The sequence below is a fragment of the Salmonella sp. SSDFZ69 genome, assembly GCF_004010755.1.
In the GTDB taxonomy this organism is placed as follows: domain Bacteria; phylum Pseudomonadota; class Gammaproteobacteria; order Enterobacterales; family Enterobacteriaceae; genus Salmonella; species Salmonella enterica.
This window is the reverse complement of sequence record NZ_CP034831.1, coordinates 4068741-4086118: the sequence shown is the minus strand read 5'-3', so window position 1 is coordinate 4086118 and position 17378 is coordinate 4068741. Positions and strand designations below refer to the sequence as shown.

Sequence of the window (17378 nt, the reverse complement as noted above, 5' to 3'; positions counted from 1 at the left end):
AGGCGAGGCTATAACTCTTTCGGGGTGCGTATAATTTAAGCGAGTATGAAATTAGCGTTCCGTGACCGGAACGACGGTCGCTTTTTCCGGTTTCGCTCTCACGGCAATGACCACGCCCGCCACCAGGAGCGCAATGCCGCTTAACGTCAGGAATGGCGGGATTTCCTGGCGCAGAATGAAGGTATAGAGCAGTCCCGCCAACGTCTCAAAAACAATCAGCGGCCCTAAAATAACGGTTGGCAATTTTTGGCTGGCGATATTCCAGCACAGCGCGCCCACCCAGGAACACAGCACCGCGATGGCGATCATCAGACCGATAAACAGCGCGGGATGCGGGCCAAAGGGCAGGGTAAACAGCGGTTTCTGGATACTCAGCCACAGACAGACCGCCGCATAGCCGATTAACGAGACCGGCAGCGTAACCAGCGCCTGCGCCGTTGCCCACATCATGGGATGTTTGTCGGGATTTTCCCGCAGCCAGCGGGCGTTGCGCAGCGCATACCATGCCCAGCACGCTACGGAAATCAGCGCCAGCACAATGCCTGAACCATAGCGCCAGCCGCTAACATCGGACAATCCCTGGCTAAGTTCAGCAATATTGACGCACAGCAGGCCAAAACCGATAAGCGCCAGCGCGGGCGCTAAACGCCGCCAGGATAATCTGCCGTCTCGTTGGCTATAGAGAACGTTAGCGAAAAGCGGAATGACGACCGGCAATGTCCCGATGATCATCGTCGAAACCGGCGCGCCGGTTCGCTGAATAGCGCTGGCGAGGCAGGCGTAATAGATTACATTGCCCATCAGAGTCAGCGACAGGGCGGTGAACCAGTCTTTGCGCGTCAACTGGCGTAACCGCGTGCGGCCTAACCAGGCAATCGGCAGGGCAATCAGCCCCAGCGCCAGATAGCGTCCCATTGACTGTAAGAGGGCCGGGTAATCCGGCACGATTAACGGGCCGACGAAAATCAATCCCCACATTAGCCCTGCCAGCAGGGCGTATAGCACGCCGCTAATCATCAGATTCTCCTCATAAACCGTTCCGTCATTATCAGAGAAGGTCTATGAGGATGCCACATAAATTAACTAAATTTTAACACTTACAGTACGGAGCGAAGGCTTTCTGTGAGCCTCGTCGTCGGGCGACCGATGAGTTTACGCAGCGTATGGCTGTCATCAAACAGGCCGCCTTTCGCCGCGCCAGCGTCAGAATTGGCCAACATATCCGCCAGTCCGTCAGGCAGGCCTGCGCCTTTTAACGCGGCGGCAAAATCGACTTCGCTCAGGTTCTGGTAGACGATTTTTTTTCCGCTCTGATGAGTAAGTTCATCCGCCAACTGGCGTAATGTCCAGGCGTCATCACCCGCCAGCTCGTAGACATTCCCGGCGTGACCCTCTTCACGGATGACGCGCGCGGCGGCGGCGGCATAGTCAGCGCGCATTGCGGAGGCGATTTTCCCTTCTCCCGCTGCGCCAATAAAGACGCCATGCTTCAGCGCGGCAGGGACGCTCGCCAGGTAGTTTTCCGTATACCAGCCGTTACGTAATAGCGTGTGAGGAATACCTGACTCAGCCAGCATTTTTTCCGTTTCAATATGTTCATCGGCGAGCGCCAGCGGCGATTTATCTGCATGTAGCAGGCTGGTATAGGCGATGAACTTCACCTTCGCGGCAATGGCGGCCTGAATGACGTTGCGGTGCTGCGCGGTGCGTTGTCCCACTTCGCTGGATGATATAAGCAGCAGTTTATCAACGCCCTGTAAGGCGGTGGTCAGCGCGGCTTCGTTAGCGTAATCCGCCTGGCGAACGGCAATCCCGCGCTGACTGAGCGGGGCGGCTTTTTTCGGGTTACGGACGATCGCGATGAGGTGACTGGCGGGCGTCGTTTTTAGCAGGTTTTCAATAACGTGTTGGCCCAGTTGGCCTGTTGCGCCAGTGATAGCAATCATGGTGAACTCCTCAGTTTTGGTCTTGTGTTTTATTACGCTACCACCTAAACTTACTTTTAGTAAGTACGTACAAAAAGGTAAGTATCAATGCGCGCTCATACTCTTTCCCGGCAGTTGCGTGAAGGCAATCTCTTTGCTGAACAGTGCCCGTCCCGTGAGGTGTTAAAACATGTCACCAGTCGCTGGGGCGTACTGATTCTGGTCGCGTTACGCGACGGTACACACCGTTTTAGCGACCTGCGCCGCAAGATGGGAGGCGTGAGTGAAAAGATGCTGGCGCAGTCGTTACAGGCGCTTGAACAGGACGGATTTCTCAACCGGGTGTCATATCCAGTTGTTCCGCCGCATGTGGAGTACAGCCTGACGCCGCTTGGCGAGCAGGTGAGTGATAAAGTCGCCGCGCTGGCGGACTGGATAGAACTGAATTTGCCCCAGGTATTGGCGCAGCGGGACCGTTTATCAGATGGCGGCTAGCGCTTTATTCGGCCTGCCAGTCAGGCCGAATAAACGCAGCGCCATACGGGACTCACGTTACTTGCTCAAATCCACCTGATAAATGGCAAAACCGATATCATCGACACCAACCTTTTTCATCGGATACTGCCCTTTCGCTTTAATGAAGGCCGCGGCTTTATCGCCTGGCGATGTTTCAAAGCGGATATCCAGCGCCGTATCGCTGTGGATTGGCGCCAGACGCCAGTTATTATCCGCCGCCGGATGGATTTCGCCCGCGCGTTTTGACTCTGCGCCAATCCATGCCGCCAGCACGGCGCGATTTTCATCCGGAGACGCAAAGGCGATATGGCTGTCGCCCGTGCCGGCAAACTTGCCGCCGTAAGCGCGATAGTTATTCGTGGCGACCAGGAACGTAGCGTTCGGGTCGACAGGCTTACCGTTAAAGGTCAGGTTTTTAATACGTTCCGCCTGCGGATTCACCATCTGGCATTCGCCATCATAGCGGGCGGGCTGTGACACATCGATTTGATAATTCACGCCGTCAATGACATCGAAATTATAGGTGCGAAAGCCATCCCAATTGATCAACGATTGCGGTTTGTTGCTGTGAATATCAATTTGATTAAACTGTCCGGCAGAACATTCCAGCCACTCTTTTACCTCCTTGCCGCTGGCTTTCACCACCACCAGCGTATTCGGATAGAGATAAAGATCGGCGGCGTTACGGAAGGTCAACTGGCCTTTTTCCACTTCGACAAAACTGGCAGGATCGTTCTTACGCCCGCCAACTTTAAACGGCGCGGCGGCGGACAGCACCGGCAGTTTCGCCAGATCCGGATCGCCCTGAATAAAGTGTTCCACATACGCTTTTTGCGCGTTATTCACCACCTGAACGGTAGGATCGTCCTGCACCAGAGCAAGATAACTGTACATATTATCGGCGGATTTACCGATGGGCTTGCTGACAAACTCGCGGGTGGCATCGTGATCGGCTTTCAGAATATCGACCAGCTTACTGTCTTCCGCTGCCAGCGACGTTTTAGCGGCGGCGTCGTAAATAGGCCGCGCTTCCGCTTTCGCCTGCGTAACCTGCCATTTACCGCTGTCGTTATTGAGCACCAGATCGACCACTCCCAGATGGTCGCCCCACATGCCAGGCATTACCGCAGGAATGCCGTTAAGCGTACCTTTGGCGATATCCGCGCCTTTGATGTCGGCAAAATCTTTACCGGGGAAGACGGCGTGAGCGTGGCCAAACATAATCGCGTCGACGCCGGGAACTTCGCTGAGGTAATAAACCGAGTTTTCCGCCATGCTGTGGTACGGATCGGCAGAAAGGCCTGAGTGAGCAATGACTACCACGATATCAGCGCCTTTCTCGCGCATTTCGGGCACATATTTCCGGGCGGTTTCCGTAATGTCATTGACGGTAACTTTGCCGCTCAGGTTCGCTTTATCCCAAATCATGATTTGCGGCGGAACAAAGCCGATATAGCCGATTTTCAGAGTTTGCGGGTTGCCGTCTTTATCAATAACGTTCGTCTCTTTAATCAGATAAGGCGTAAAGAGCGGCTTTTGGGTTTTAACGTCGATAATATTGGCGTTAACATAAGGGAATTTCGCGCCAGCCAGCGCGTTATGCAGATAGTTCAGACCATAATTAAACTCATGGTTGCCGAGGTTTCCAACCGCGTAATCCAGAGTGTTGAGCGCTTTATAGACCGGGTGAACATCACCGTCTTTGAGCCCTTTTGCCGCCATATAATCGCCCAGAGGGCTCCCCTGAATCAGGTCGCCGTTATCCACCAGCACGCTGTTTTTGACTTCATTTCGGGCGGCATGAATCAAACTTGCGGTACGTACCAATCCGAATTTTTCGGTTGCGGTATCCTTGTAATAATCGAAATCCATCATGTTGCTATGTAAATCAGTAGTTTCCATGATACGGAGATCGACGGTGGCCGCATTCACGCTGGCGGCGATCAGCGTAGCCAGAAGCGTTGCACTAAACTTAATCATCAGAGGCACCTTTTAAGAACGCAATAGAAAAGCCGGATAGTGAAAAATAGCGATGATAAACAGTGAAAACCGATATCGTTCCGACCGTCGCCAGAAGAAGGCGAAACCGCCCCATCCGGCCGATTTTTTGCGAGTGTTCACAGAAGGGTGAATCATGCCATGAAAGGTATTATCAAAACCGCAGACGGTATCACAGTTGGCGGAACCCTTAACGATCGGGTATAAGTAAAACAACGAGTTAACGCCCCCGTCATAAAGAGGTGGAGAATGTTAGAACAAGTATGCCAGCTTGCACGGAACGCGGGCGATGCCATTATGCAGGTTTATGATGGAGCCAAACCGATGGAGTACGCCCGCAAGCAGGACGATTCTCCAGTCACTGCGGCGGATATCGCCGCACATACCGTGATTCTCGAAGGGTTACGCACGCTCACGCCGGATATTCCGGTGCTTTCAGAAGAAGATCCGCCTGCCTGGGAAGTGCGCCAGCACTGGCAGCGCTACTGGCTGGTCGATCCGCTCGACGGCACCAAAGAGTTCATCAAGCGCAATGGCGAATTCACGGTCAATATCGCGCTGATTGAGCAGGGCAAACCGGTGTTGGGCGTGGTCTATGCGCCGGTGCTGAAAGTGATGTACTACGCGGCGGAAGGTAAGGCCTGGAAAGAGGAGTGCGGGGTGCGTAAGCAGATTCAGGTCCGGGATGCCCGCCCGCCGCTGGTGGTGATTAGCCGTTCGCATACGGATGATGAACTCACCGAATATCTCCAACAGCTTGGCGAACATCAGACCACCTCTATTGGTTCTTCGCTGAAATTCTGCCTTGTGGCGGAAGGCCAGGCGCAGCTTTACCCCAGATTTGGGCCGACCAGCGTCTGGGATACGGCCGCAGGTCATGCCATTGCTGTTGCAGCCGGGGCGCACGTTCACGACTGGCAGGGAAAAACGCTGGACTATACCCCTCGTGAATCGTTCCTTAACCCCGGCTTCCGGGTGACTATTTACTGAGGAGCTTATGCAGCAGGTCGACCACCTGCTGTACCTCTTGCTGGGTTAACGCGCCATCTTTCACCCATTGAACCCGACCGTCTTTGTCAAGCACGATGACGGCGGACCCCTCTTCTTTTAATTGCCAGGCGTTACGCGCCACGCCATTGCTGTCGACAATAAATTGCGACCACGGGTAGAGCTTTTTATTACTTTCTATACTGCTACGCACGAACATACCGGAGCCTGGGATCGCATCATCGGTGTTCACAATTGTGGTCGTCTGGTATCTGTCATGCGGAAGCCCGGCGGATTTAATCGCTTCAATCAGCGTGGCGTTTTTTTCCTTCGCTGACGTTCGACCCGCAATGTGCAGCAGGACGCGCACTTTTCCCGCCAGCTGCGCGCTATTCCAGTTTTTATAACTAAACTCATCTTTATTCAACGTCAGTTCGCCACGATCGGCAATGCCTACCGGCGGCACCCGTTGGTTATCTTCAAGGTTATGCGCACAAGCCATTATGGGGAGTAGCAGACACGACATCGCCAGAATTTTACGTAGGGTCATGGTCATTCCTTCTTTATTTTTTGCAGGTGATCCGACCACTTTGGGCCGATAGTTAATCATATGTGCGATTGATGCTTTTTCCCGCAAAGGGGATGCCAGTTTGCGGGCGGGCGCACACTTCCTGTGAAAAATGAAGGCATATACTGAGAAAAATGAGCTGATGTTTAGATAATTCTGAATAACTGTAATCAAAAGGTAAATATACTTATGCACACTGGAAACGACGTAGATATGGTCTATAGTCATATGGCATTAAAATTTGCGCCTTAAAACTGTTGGGCCGATTGTGGCACCGCAAGGGCGTAATACTCTGCAGGAGACAACAATGAAAATTTTCCAACGCTACAACCCGCTACAGGTGGCGAAGTACGTGAAGATCCTGTTCCGTGGACGGTTATATATCAAGGATGTTGGCGCTTTTGAGTTCGATAAGGGTAAGATTCTTATCCCAAAAGTGAGAGACAAGCAGCACTTGTCTGTGATGTCTGAAGTTAACCGTCAGGTTATGCGTCTGCAAACTGAGATGGCGTAACCAAAAGTGCTATGCAGTAGGTTAAAAAAGTAAAAAAAAACGGCTCCTGAATCAGGAGCCGTTGATGTTTCTGGCAAACGGATTTCAGGCCGCGCTGTCTTCTTTACCTTGCGCATCGGGCAGTTTCGGCGCCGGTACGTTGCTTTTATTGTCGAGACGCGTCACCAGCAACTGATCGATACGGTAGTTGTCGATATCCACCACTTCAAATTTGTAGCCGGAAAACTTCACCGAATCAGTGCGTTTTGGGATCTTGCGCAGCATAAACATCATAAAGCCGCCAATGGTTTCATAGTTGCCGGATTGCGGAAACTCATCGATATCCAGCACGCGCATGACGTCGTCAATCGGCGTGCCGCCGTCAACCAGCCAGGAATTTTCATCGCGCGCCACAATTTGCTCTTCCAGTCCCTGGCCGACCAGGTCACCCATTAGCGTAGTCATCACATCGTTCAGCGTAATGATACCGACGACCAGCGCGTATTCATTCATAATGACCGCGAAATCCTCGCCCGCCGTTTTGAAACTTTCCAGCGCCTCAGAAAGGGTCAGCGTATCCGGCACAATCAAGGTATTGCGAATTTGCACGCCGCTATTCAGCGCCATACTTTGGTTCGCCAGCACGCGATTCAGCAGATCTTTGGAGTCTACATAGCCGATGATGTGGTCGATATCTTCATTACACACCAAAAATTTTGAGTGCGGATGTTCGGCGACCTTTTTCTTCAGGCTTTGTTCGTCTTCGTGCAGATCAAACCAGATGATACTTTCGCGCGACGTCATAGAAGACGGTACGGTGCGGGATTCAAGTTCAAACACATTTTCAATTAGTTCGTGCTCTTGCTTGCGCAAGACGCCCGCCAGCGCGCCGGCTTCCACCACTGCGTAAATATCATCAGAAGTAATGTCGTCTTTCCGCACCATTGGAATTTTGAACAGGCGGAAGATGTTGTTTGCCATGCCGTTAAACAGCCACACCAGCGGGCGAAAAACGAACAGGCAGAAGCGCATCGGGTTGATGATACGCAAAGCCACAGCTTCTGGCGCAATCATACCGATGCGTTTCGGGGTTAAATCCGCGAACAGGATAAACAGCCCCGTCACCAGCGAGAAAGAGAGAATAAAGCTCAGCTGCTCGGAGAGTTCTGGCGACATATAGTGCGAGAAAAGGGCGGAAAAGGCGGGCGAAAATGCCGCATCGCCGACGATACCGCCAAGAATAGCGACGGCGTTCAGGCCAATTTGCACAACGGTGAAAAACATGCCGGGATTTTCCTGCATTTTCAATACGCGTTGTGCGTTGATACTGCCTTCATCAGCTAATAACTTAAGTTTAATCTTACGTGATGCGGCAAGCGAGATCTCGGAGATGGAGAAGAACGCACTTACAGCGATCAGGCAGAATATAATGAATATACTGTTTAACATATCTTATCCGGCGAAACGCCAGATCCTCGGAAGGGAAGTTTATAAATCCGTGTGGTAACGTTTAATGAAAACCGGCTCGTAGCAGTGAGCCGATAAGTTCAGGGCTAGTATAGCGTAAGCTACTGTAAAGTCGCCAGAGGGTTCATTTTCAACTCCGACAAGTTCCCCCTACGCCTGCGTCGTCACGCGTCAGGCGGCAGGCAAACGCCGATCCCGCCAATCCCGCAGTAACCATATGGATTTTTGTGCAGATACTGTTGGTGTTCATCTTCGGCGTAGTAAAACGGCGTCGCATGGGCGATTTCCGTGGTAATAGGGCGATGGTCTCCGGCGGCGGCCATTGCCGACTGAAAGCGCTCGCGACTGGCGTGAGCGGCGGCATTCTGTTCCGGCGTTAAGGGATAAATCGCAGAACGGTATTGCGTACCGTGATCGTTACCCTGTTGCATCCCCTGCGTCGGATCGTGATTTTCCCAGAAGGTCTGTAAAAGCTGCTCATAACGGATAACGGCAGGATCGTACACTATCCGTACCGCTTCGGCATGGCCGGTCTGCCCGGAGCAGACTTCCCGGTAGGTTGGATTAGGCGTGTAACCGCCTGCATACCCTGCCGCGGTGCTATATACGCCGGGCAATTGCCAGAATAAACGTTCTACGCCCCAGAAACAGCCCATAGCGAAGTAGGCGATCTCCATCCCGGCAGGGACATTGGTCATAGAGTGTTCATTTACCGCATGCAGAGTGGCGATCGGCATCGGGGTGTTGCGTCCTGGTAACGCATCTGCTTGAGTAACCAGATGTTTTTTATCAAATAAACTCATGAGCTATTCTCCCGAAAGCGTTAATTGGCGTTAAGGTTGTAACGAGACGCATCTTTGCACACAATAACAACATTAATGTATCTGGATTTAACCATAAGAAATATTTGGGCAGTCGTCTGCTTTTCAATCGAAATTGTTGATTTTATGTTAAGCCGCGGAGCGGTAGTGTGATTTTTTCCAGGGGTGGGAATAGGGGATATTCAGGAGAAAATGTGCCACATATCCGTCAGTTATGTTGGGTTAGCTTACTGTGCCTGAGCAGTTCTGCGGTAGCCGCAAATGTTCGTCTGAAAGTCGAAGGGCTATCCGGAGAGCTGGAAAAAAACGTTCGCGCACAGCTCTCTACGATTCAGAGCGATGAGGTGACGCCGGATCGGCGCTTTCGCGCCCGAGTTGATGATGCGATTCGCGAAGGGCTTAAAGCGTTAGGCTATTACGAACCCACTATCAAATTCGACTTGCTTCCACCGCCTGCGAAAGGACGGCAGGTATTAATCGCCAGGGTTACGCCCGGCCAGCCGGTGTTGATTGGCGGTACAGAAGTCATTTTACGCGGCGGCGCGCGCACGGACAAAGATTATCTGGCCTTACTGAAAACGCGTCCGGCAATCGGCACGGTGCTGAACCAGGGAGACTATGACAATTTTAAGAAGTCGTTAACCAGCGTGTCGCTACGTAAAGGCTATTTCGACAGCGAATTCGTTAAAAGTCAGTTGGGAATTGCTCTGGGCCGTCATCAGGCGTTTTGGGATATTGATTATGATAGCGGTGAGCGCTATCGCTTCGGACCTGTCACCTTCGAAGGTTCGCAGATTCGTGATGAATATTTACAAAATCTGTTGCCGTTTAAAGAGGGTGATGAGTACGAATCGAAAGATTTGGCGGAACTAAACCGCCGACTTTCCGCTACCGGATGGTTTAATTCTGTCGTGGTGGCGCCGGAATTTGAGAAATCGCGTAAAACAAAAATTCTGCCGTTAAAAGGCGTGGTATCGCCGCGAACCGAAAATACGATTGAAACCGGGGTAGGGTACTCCACCGACGTCGGGCCGCGCGTGAAAGCGTCGTGGAAAAAACCGTGGATGAACTCCTACGGTCATAGCCTGACCACCAGCACCAGTATTTCTGCGCCGGAACAGGTGCTGGATTTTAGTTATAAAATGCCGCTGCTGAAAAACCCGCTGGAGCAATACTATCTGGTCCAGGGCGGTTTTAAACGTACCGATTTGAATGATACGGAGCAGGACTCGACCACGCTTGCCGTGTCGCGTTACTGGGACCTTTCCAGCGGTTGGCAGCGGGCGATTAACCTGCGCTGGAGTTTCGACCACTTTACCCAGGGGAACGTCACCAATACCACTATGCTGTTCTACCCGGGCGTGATGATCAGCCGAACCCGCTCGCGAGGGGGACTGATGCCAACCTGGGGCGATTCGCAGCGCTACTCGGTAGACTATTCGAATACGGCCTGGGGCTCCGACGTGGATTTCTCCGTGCTGCAGGCGCAAAACGTCTGGATTCGGACTTTGTACGATCGCCACCGTTTTGTGATGCGCGCCAATTTGGGCTGGATAGAAACCGGTGATTTCGACAAAGTTCCGCCGGATTTACGTTTCTTCGCCGGGGGCGACCGCAGTATTCGCGGCTATAAATACAAATCTATTTCGCCTAAAGACAGCGACGGCAATCTTAAAGGCGCCTCAAAACTGGCAACCGGATCGCTGGAGTACCAGTATAACGTCACCGGCAAATGGTGGGGGGCGGTGTTTGTCGATAGCGGCGAGGCGGTGAGTGATATTCGCCGTAGCGATTTCAAAACCGGGACCGGGGTCGGCGTGCGCTGGGCGTCGCCGGTTGGGCCTGTCAAACTCGATTTTGCCGTACCGGTCGGCGACAAAGACGAACACGGTTTACAGTTTTATATCGGTCTGGGGCCTGAATTATGAGTTTATGGAAGAAAATAAGCCTCGGCGTGTTGATTTTCATTGTGGTGTTACTGGCGAGCGTTGCGTTTCTGGTCGGGACGACGACGGGGCTGCATCTGGTATTCAGTGCGGCGAACCGCTGGGTGCCGGGGCTGGAGATTGGGCAGGTCACCGGCGGCTGGCGGGACTTATCGTTAAAAAATATCCGCTATGAGCAGCCGGGCGTTGCGGTGAATGCGGGCGAAATTCATCTGGCCGTCGGGCTTGATTGCCTGTGGCGCAGTAGCCTGTGCGTCAATGATCTGGCGCTAAAAGACATTAATGTCGCTATCGACAGCAAAAAAATGCCACCCTCCGAACCGGCGCAAGAAGAGGAAGAAAGCGGACCGCTGAACCTCTCCACCCCCTGGCCCATCACGCTGTCGCGCGTGGCGTTGAATAACATCAATATCAAGATTGATGACACTACCGTTTCGGTGCTGGATTTTACCTCCGGGCTGGCATGGCAGGAGAAAAACCTGACCCTGAAACCGACGCGGCTTCAGGGACTGCTGATCGCTCTGCCGAAGGTCGCTGACGTGGCGCAGGAAGAGGTGGTTGAACCCAAAATCGAGAAACCTCAACCGGATGAAAAGCCGCTTGGCGAAACGCTAAAAGATCTGTTTGCAAAACCGGTAATGCCGGAGATGACCGATGTTCACCTGCCGCTCAATCTGAATATCGAGTCATTTCGCGGCGAGCAGCTACGCATCACCGGCGATACCGATCTGACGGTGCGCACGATGCTGCTTAAAGTCAGCAGTATCGACGGTAATATGAAGCTGGATACTCTGGATATCGACGCCAACCAGGGCACGGTGAAAGCCTCTGGTACGGCGCAGCTCGCCAATAACTGGCCGGTTGATATTACGCTCAACAGTACGCTGAATATCGATCCGCTAAAGGGTGAAAAGATAAAACTCAAGGTCGGCGGCGCGTTACGCGAACAACTGGAGGTCGGGGTGAACCTTTCCGGGCCGATGGATGTCGCGCTTCGCGCCCAGACGCGGCTGGCGGAGGCCGGTTTACCGCTCAATCTTGAAGTCGTCAGCCAACGCATTGCCTGGCCATTGACGGGTGATACCCAGTTTCAGGCTGACGATCTGAAGCTCAAACTGAGCGGTAAGATGACCGACTATACGTTGTCGATGCGAACCGCCGTGAAAGGACAAGATATTCCGCCGGCGACCATTACGCTGGATGCTAAAGGGAATGAGCGGCAGATTAATCTCGATAAACTCACCGTCGCCGCTCTGGAGGGAAAAACCGAACTGAAAGCGCTGGTGGACTGGCAGCAGGCGATTAGCTGGCGTGGCGAACTGACGCTGAATGGCATCAATACCGCTAAAGAGATCCCGGATTGGCCCGCGAAGCTTAACGGCGTCATGAAAACCAAAGGCAGCCTCTACGGCGGCACCTGGCAGATGGATGTTCCGGAGCTCAAGCTGACCGGCAATGTGAAGCAGAACAGCGTTAACGTCAACGGGACGCTAAAGGGCAACAGCTACATGCAGTGGACGATCCCGGGGCTGCACCTTGCGCTGGGCCCAAACAGCGCCGATATAAAAGGCGAGCTTGGCGTTAAGGAGCTGAATCTTGACGCCGCCATCGATGCGCCAGGGCTGGATAATGCGCTGCCAGGGCTGGGCGGCATGGCAAAAGGAATCGTTAAAGTCCGCGGTACGGTAGAAGCGCCGCAGTTGTTGGCGGATATCACCGCCCGCGGCTTGCGCTGGCAGGAGCTGTCTGTCGCCCAGGCGCGCATTGAGGGCGATATTAAATCCACCGATCAGATAGCGGGCCATCTCAACGTTCGCGTAGAGCGGATTTCGCAGCCCGACGTTAACATCAATCTGGTGACGCTTGACGCCAAAGGCAGCGAGAAGCAGCATCAGCTACAGCTCCGTGTTCAGGGAGAGCCGGTATCCGGTCAACTCTCCCTGACAGGCAGTTTTGATCGCGAGGCGGCGCGCTGGAAAGGGACGTTAAGCGACACCCGTTTCCAGACGCCAGTGGGGCCATGGTCGTTGACCCGCGCGATTGCGCTGGACTACCGTAATAAAGAACAGAAAATCAGTATCGGGCCGCATTGTTGGCTGAACCCGAACGCCGAGCTGTGCATCCCGCAAACCATTGATGCGGGCGCCGCAGGACGGGCGGTGGTCAATCTCAACCGCTTTGATCTGGCGATGCTGAAGCCATTTATGCCTGATACCACTCAGGCCAGCGGGATCTTTAGCGGGAAAGCGGACGTGTCGTGGGACACCACCCAGGAGGGATTGCCGCAGGGGAAGGTCACGCTTTCCGGTCGTAATGTGAAGGTCACGCAGACCGTCAATGACGCGCCGTTACCTGTCGCGTTTGAGACGCTGAACCTCAGCGCCGATCTGCACAATAATCGCGCCGAGTTGGGATGGCTGATTCGCCTGACGAACAATGGTCAATTCGATGGCCAGGTGCAGGTAACCGATCCTCAGGGGCGGCGCAATCTCGGCGGTAACGTCAACATGCGCAATGTCAATCTGGCGATGGTCAACCCTGTCTTTTCGCGCGGCGAAAAAGCGGCGGGAATGTTAAACGCCAGGCTACGTCTGGGCGGCGATGTACAAAGCCCGCAGTTGTTTGGTCAGTTGCAGCTTAGCGCGCTGGATATTGACGGTAATTTTATGCCGTTTGAGATGCAGCCGAGCCAGCTCACCATGAACTTTAGCGGGACGCGTTCGACGCTCGCCGGTATCGTGCGAACACAACAAGGGCAAATTAACCTGAACGGCAACGCCGACTGGAGTCAGATTGACAACTGGCGCGCGCGGGTGACGGCGAAAGGCAGTCGGGTGCGGATTACCGTTCCGCCGATGGTGCGCCTGGATGTCTCGCCGGATGTGGTCTTTGACGCGACGCCTTCGCTGTTCACGTTGGATGGGCGTGTGGACGTTCCGTGGGCGCGAATTGTGGTGCACGACCTGCCGGAGAGCGCGGTCGGCGTCTCCAGCGATGTGGTTATGCTCAACAATGACCTGCAACCAGAAACGCCGCAGACAGCGTCTATTCCCATCAACAGTAATCTGACGGTCCACGTCGGCAACAACGTGCGCATCGACGCCTTCGGGCTTAAAGCGCGTTTGACCGGCGATTTGAAAGTCGCGCAGGATAAGCAGGGGCTGGGGCTGAATGGTCAAATCAATATTCCTGACGGCCGATTCCGCGCCTACGGCCAGGACCTGCTTGTCCGTAAAGGCGAGCTGCTGTTCTCCGGCCCGCCGGATCAGCCGCTGCTCAATATCGAAGCGATCCGTAACCCTGACGCCACCGAAGACGATGTCATTGCGGGCGTGCGTGTCACAGGCACTGCTGATGAACCCAAAGCGGAAATCTTCTCCGATCCGGCGATGCCGCAGGCTGAAGCGCTTTCTTATCTGCTGCGTGGGCAGGGGTTGGACAGCAATCAGAGTGATAGCGCAGCAATGACTTCCATGCTTATTGGCCTGGGGGTTGCGCAAAGTGGTCAGGTTGTGGGTAAAATCGGAGAGACATTCGGTGTAAGTAATCTGGCGCTGGACACGCAAGGGGTGGGCGATTCGTCCCAGGTTGTGGTCAGCGGCTATGTACTGCCGGGTCTACAGGTGAAGTATGGTGTAGGGATATTTGACTCTCTGGCGACGCTCACGTTACGTTATCGCCTGATGCCTAAGCTATATCTGGAAGCAGTGTCTGGCGTAGATCAGGCACTTGATTTGCTCTATCAGTTTGAGTTTTAGCAATGCGAATATTTGTCTATGGCAGTTTACGACAGAAACAAGGCAACAGTCACTGGATGACCAATGCCCAATTGCTTGGCGATTACCGTATCGATAACTACCAGTTGTATAGTCTGGGCCACTATCCAGGCGCAGTTCCGGGAAACGGAGCGGTATACGGTGAAGTTTATCGAATTGATAACGCCACGCTGGCCGAACTTGATGCTTTGCGCACCAGGGGCGGTGAATACGCACGCCAGTTAATCCAGACGCCTTACGGCAGCGCATGGATGTATGTATATCAACGTCCTGTTGATGGGTTAACTCTGATTGAAAGCGGTGACTGGTTAGACAGAAACCAGCCCTGAACTGAACACGCCACCCTCGGGTGGCGTTGTTTTTTACATTCTGGCTGATGGCGTTAACGCCGGGCATGGTGAGCTCTTATTCTGCCGTAAATCAATAATGACGCGCCGCCCAGGATAACAATGCATCCGAGAACCATAAATCCCTGCATATAGCTGCCGGTTGTCCGGTAAAAATAGCCGACCATTAGGCCTGCCAGCGTACCGCCGCCGCCGGCGCCGATGCCATTAATAATACCGGAGGCTGGGCCAATCGCATGGGGTTTAACGTTCGACTGGATAATCGACCAGATATTGGGGGTAAAGCTGGCGGCATAATAACCCATCGCCAGGGTAATGAGCGTGATTTTAAAGCCCGGCGCATCGACAAATGGCAGGAGAAATAACATCACGCCGGGGATTAGTAGGCCCAGTGAAGCAATAAGTACACGCTTTTGTGTTTTATCACTGATCCATGAGATAGGGATTGCCAGTATAACCGCAGTCAGATAAGGCAGAGAACTGACCAATGCTTTACTGAATCCGGTATAGCCGAGAGAATTGACAACCATGGGTATCCATAACGTAATTCCCCAGAACAACATCCCTTGAGTGATGTAGGTAAAAATAAGGAGTAGGAAGGGGGTTCCGCCCAGCGATTCCAGGGTAAGTTTAGTTTTCTCTGTTGGCGCCGGTGCACGATAATAAGGCGCTTCTTCCTGTTTTTTCAGCATTGTTATATAAAGTGGAACTACAACAACAATGCCGATCACACCAGTAATAATAAAAACATTTCGCCAACCGAAGGCAGCATCCAGCGGGGACAAAATCATAAATCCCAGGCCTAATGCCAGGAACTGTCCATAATACTGGATAATACTGTTCGCCTGCGTCCGTTCTTTGTCTGAAAACCAGTCGCTGGCGAAGCGGGACTGCTGCGGCCAATAAATGCCTTCGGTAATGCCAAGCACCAGCCGACAAATCAAAATAACGTACACTGACGAGGTAAATCCGACAAAAACGGTCGCAATCGACCAGATTAGCACCATCAGAATGACTATTTTTTTCGGATCGTATCGCTGGGTAAATACGCCGCCAAAAATATTTGAAAAGGCATAGCCAATAAGAAATATGGTTAATACAATGCTGGCCGTTGCGCCATCAATATTCAGGTCGTGTGTAATCGTAGGTAACGTAACGGAAAGATTAGAACGGTCAAGATAAGCAACAAAAAGGCCGAACATTAATGTCGCGCCGATCCGTAGCCATTTTTGCATTGAGGTCATTTTTCAACTCCGTTTGGCCGCGCGCCAAAATCAATTTGACGAAATAATATCTCACCGGATTTTATGGTCATTTGTGGTACCAGCACATGCGTCCCCGTGAGCGTTTCACCATGAATATCGGCAAATTCAACATGCCTGTTTTTTAATTTAAAGATGGCGATATCGGCAAATGCCCCAGGGGCCAGCGTACCAATTTCTGCTGCCATGCCCAATAAAACTGCTGGGGTATGGGTACAGGCGTTAATGACATCGGTAAGCGCGACGCCGAGTGCTAAATATTTCGATAAAATCCATGGTAAGGCGTAAACAGGCCAGGCGAGTTTAGTGATGGTTGAGAGATCGCTACTGATGATATCCGGAAGAAAGCCATTGGCGATGGCTCGGCGTGCCGTGTTCATTGAAAAATGGCTGCGACCATTGGCGGCATCAAATATAACGCCTCTTTCCCTTGCCTGACGGACTTCGGCTAAGACAGAGCCTTCATCAGTAAGAATGGTGCTACCTTTGCCGTGAAACGCATGAGCGATAATATCGCCGCGGCGTAGCAAGGAGACAAGTTCTTTCATGGGAACGATGGGATGAGTCGAGTGTATTGCCACGGGGCACCTTAAATCGTTGGCAATACGAAGGGATTCAGTCAGCGGTTTTAAGCCATATTCAGCAATGTCCTCAGTCTGAACCTTGAGTTTTAATCCCTGAAGAACGTTGCGATACTGGCGAAACAGTGCGTGGATCTTATTTTCATCAATATTGTCAGGATCATAATTTTCTTGTGACCAGGTTTGGCCCGGCGGCGACACGGTCAGAAACGCTTTGATTCGAACTTTGCTGGCGCAAATCACCGTTCGGTAGAAGGCATCAAAGTTTGCCGTACCGGCAGAACCTGCATCCACGACGGTGGTGACGCCATTCGGCGGCATGTACATATCAGGCCTGACGCCGCCTTCCGTCGCGTCATAAAAAACATGCGCGTGATAATCGATAAGACCGGGAGTGACGATCATGCCGTCGGCATGGATAATCCGGGTCTCCGAAGTTACAGGATATTTATCGGCATCAACGATAATATCGTTAATGATGCGTAAATTGTTAATCTCATTAATATTACGAGCGGGATCGATGATATGTCCACCGGTAATTAATATATCATTTTTCATCATAATCTCTTAAAATAGTAAATAATTATGGCAGCCCTTAAAAATATATTAAAAAGTGTGTTTTGAGCGGATGTTATGTTGGATTAAAAATACAATTATTGGTAGGGAGAGCTTAGGATACCTTATTAAAAAG

The 17378-nt window shown here is 52.5% G+C and carries 14 protein-coding genes; 6 read left to right on the top strand and 8 right to left on the bottom strand.

All coding sequences use genetic code 11. The features are described from left to right. Nucleotides 1-51: 51 nt before the first annotated feature. Both EOS98_RS20240 and EOS98_RS20235 read right to left on the bottom strand, forming a co-directional pair. Nucleotides 52-1017, bottom strand: a complete 966-nt coding sequence (locus EOS98_RS20240) for a DMT family transporter (protein WP_000623275.1) — start codon at nt 1015-1017, stop codon at nt 52-54. A gap of 80 nt (nt 1018-1097) precedes the next feature. Next, a complete protein-coding gene (locus EOS98_RS20235) occupies nt 1098-1946 on the bottom strand; it encodes an SDR family oxidoreductase (protein WP_126524340.1) in 849 nt (282 codons plus the stop codon). Nucleotides 1947-2033: 87 nt separating this feature from the next. On the opposite strand from EOS98_RS20235, the gene EOS98_RS20230 reads away from it, so the two are divergent. Next, entirely contained in the window at nt 2034-2420 is a 387-nt protein-coding gene (locus tag EOS98_RS20230; protein ID WP_001201295.1) for a winged helix-turn-helix transcriptional regulator, read from the top strand. A 57-nt stretch (nt 2421-2477) separates the two neighbouring features. Here EOS98_RS20230 and EOS98_RS20225 read toward each other — a convergent pair whose 3' ends face one another. After that, complete coding sequence (locus EOS98_RS20225) at nt 2478-4421, bottom strand: bifunctional 2',3'-cyclic-nucleotide 2'-phosphodiesterase/3'-nucleotidase (RefSeq protein WP_126524339.1); 1944 nt, start codon at nt 4419-4421, stop codon at nt 2478-2480. 267 nt (nt 4422-4688) lie between these two features. Between EOS98_RS20225 and cysQ the strand changes: the two genes are divergently transcribed. Continuing rightward, the gene (gene cysQ, locus EOS98_RS20215; RefSeq protein ID WP_000893398.1) at nt 4689-5429 is read left to right on the top strand and encodes a 3'(2'),5'-bisphosphate nucleotidase CysQ; all 741 of its coding nucleotides are present in this window, start codon (nt 4689-4691) and stop codon (nt 5427-5429) included. Here the strand turns inward: cysQ and EOS98_RS20210 are convergent. Beyond that, complete coding sequence (locus EOS98_RS20210; protein WP_000175300.1) at nt 5419-5976, bottom strand: YtfJ family protein; 558 nt, start codon at nt 5974-5976, stop codon at nt 5419-5421. The genes cysQ and EOS98_RS20210 overlap by 11 nt on opposite strands. A gap of 325 nt (nt 5977-6301) precedes the next feature. On the opposite strand from EOS98_RS20210, the gene EOS98_RS20205 reads away from it, so the two are divergent. After that, on the top strand, nt 6302-6508 hold the full coding sequence (locus EOS98_RS20205) for a DUF1107 domain-containing protein (protein ID WP_000689229.1): 207 nt from the start codon (nt 6302-6304) through the stop codon (nt 6506-6508). Between the two features lie 84 nt (nt 6509-6592). Here the strand turns inward: EOS98_RS20205 and EOS98_RS20200 are convergent, their stop codons facing one another. Both EOS98_RS20200 and msrA read right to left on the bottom strand, forming a co-directional pair. Beyond that, nucleotides 6593-7936, bottom strand: coding sequence for a hemolysin family protein (locus tag EOS98_RS20200; RefSeq protein ID WP_000934974.1), 1344 nt, complete (start codon nt 7934-7936; stop codon nt 6593-6595). A 182-nt stretch (nt 7937-8118) separates the two neighbouring features. Further along, on the bottom strand, nt 8119-8757 hold the full coding sequence (gene msrA, locus EOS98_RS20195) for a peptide-methionine (S)-S-oxide reductase MsrA (RefSeq protein ID WP_000051467.1): 639 nt from the start codon (nt 8755-8757) through the stop codon (nt 8119-8121). A 212-nt stretch (nt 8758-8969) separates the two neighbouring features. Between msrA and tamA the strand changes: the two genes are divergently transcribed. From tamA to EOS98_RS20180, 3 genes are read left to right on the top strand one after another with little or no spacing between them, the layout of a single operon-like run. Further along, nucleotides 8970-10703 carry an autotransporter assembly complex protein TamA gene (gene tamA / locus EOS98_RS20190; RefSeq protein ID WP_001120237.1) on the top strand — a complete coding sequence of 578 codons (1734 nt, stop codon included), beginning with the start codon at nt 8970-8972 and terminating at the stop codon, nt 10701-10703. Next, entirely contained in the window at nt 10700-14479 is a 3780-nt protein-coding gene (tamB, locus tag EOS98_RS20185) for an autotransporter assembly complex protein TamB (protein WP_094965152.1), read from the top strand. Before tamA ends, tamB begins: the two co-directional genes overlap by 4 nt. Before the next feature lie 2 nt (nt 14480-14481). Beyond that, the gene (locus tag EOS98_RS20180; RefSeq protein ID WP_001219167.1) at nt 14482-14826 is read left to right on the top strand and encodes a gamma-glutamylcyclotransferase; all 345 of its coding nucleotides are present in this window, start codon (nt 14482-14484) and stop codon (nt 14824-14826) included. A gap of 53 nt (nt 14827-14879) precedes the next feature. Here the strand turns inward: EOS98_RS20180 and EOS98_RS20175 are convergent, their stop codons facing one another. Together EOS98_RS20175 and EOS98_RS20170 are read right to left on the bottom strand one after the other, a co-directional pair. Further along, nucleotides 14880-16088 carry an MFS transporter gene (locus tag EOS98_RS20175; protein WP_000203131.1) on the bottom strand — a complete coding sequence of 403 codons (1209 nt, stop codon included), beginning with the start codon at nt 16086-16088 and terminating at the stop codon, nt 14880-14882. After that, complete coding sequence (locus tag EOS98_RS20170) at nt 16085-17248, bottom strand: metallo-dependent hydrolase (protein WP_126524338.1); 1164 nt, start codon at nt 17246-17248, stop codon at nt 16085-16087. Before EOS98_RS20170 ends, EOS98_RS20175 begins: the two co-directional genes overlap by 4 nt. Nucleotides 17249-17378: the final 130 nt, after the last annotated feature.

Excerpts from the sequence above, each read along its gene's own strand:
- cysQ (WP_000893398.1), top strand. The coding sequence starts at position 4,689 with ATGTTAGAACAAGTATGCCAGCTTGCACGGAACGCGGGCGATGCCATT.
- EOS98_RS20180 (WP_001219167.1), top strand. The coding sequence starts at position 14,482 with ATGCGAATATTTGTCTATGGCAGTTTACGACAGAAACAAGGCAACAGT.
- msrA (WP_000051467.1), bottom strand. The coding sequence starts at position 8,757 with ATGAGTTTATTTGATAAAAAACATCTGGTTACTCAAGCAGATGCGTTA.
- EOS98_RS20205 (WP_000689229.1), top strand. The coding sequence starts at position 6,302 with ATGAAAATTTTCCAACGCTACAACCCGCTACAGGTGGCGAAGTACGTG.
- EOS98_RS20210 (WP_000175300.1), bottom strand. The coding sequence starts at position 5,976 with ATGACCCTACGTAAAATTCTGGCGATGTCGTGTCTGCTACTCCCCATA.
- EOS98_RS20175 (WP_000203131.1), bottom strand. The coding sequence starts at position 16,088 with ATGACCTCAATGCAAAAATGGCTACGGATCGGCGCGACATTAATGTTC.
- EOS98_RS20230 (WP_001201295.1), top strand. The coding sequence starts at position 2,034 with ATGCGCGCTCATACTCTTTCCCGGCAGTTGCGTGAAGGCAATCTCTTT.
- EOS98_RS20200 (WP_000934974.1), bottom strand. The coding sequence starts at position 7,936 with ATGTTAAACAGTATATTCATTATATTCTGCCTGATCGCTGTAAGTGCG.
- EOS98_RS20225 (WP_126524339.1), bottom strand. The coding sequence starts at position 4,421 with ATGATTAAGTTTAGTGCAACGCTTCTGGCTACGCTGATCGCCGCCAGC.
- EOS98_RS20235 (WP_126524340.1), bottom strand. The coding sequence starts at position 1,946 with ATGATTGCTATCACTGGCGCAACAGGCCAACTGGGCCAACACGTTATT.
- EOS98_RS20240 (WP_000623275.1), bottom strand. The coding sequence starts at position 1,017 with ATGATTAGCGGCGTGCTATACGCCCTGCTGGCAGGGCTAATGTGGGGA.
- tamB (WP_094965152.1), top strand. The coding sequence starts at position 10,700 with ATGAGTTTATGGAAGAAAATAAGCCTCGGCGTGTTGATTTTCATTGTG.
- EOS98_RS20170 (WP_126524338.1), bottom strand. The coding sequence starts at position 17,248 with ATGATGAAAAATGATATATTAATTACCGGTGGACATATCATCGATCCC.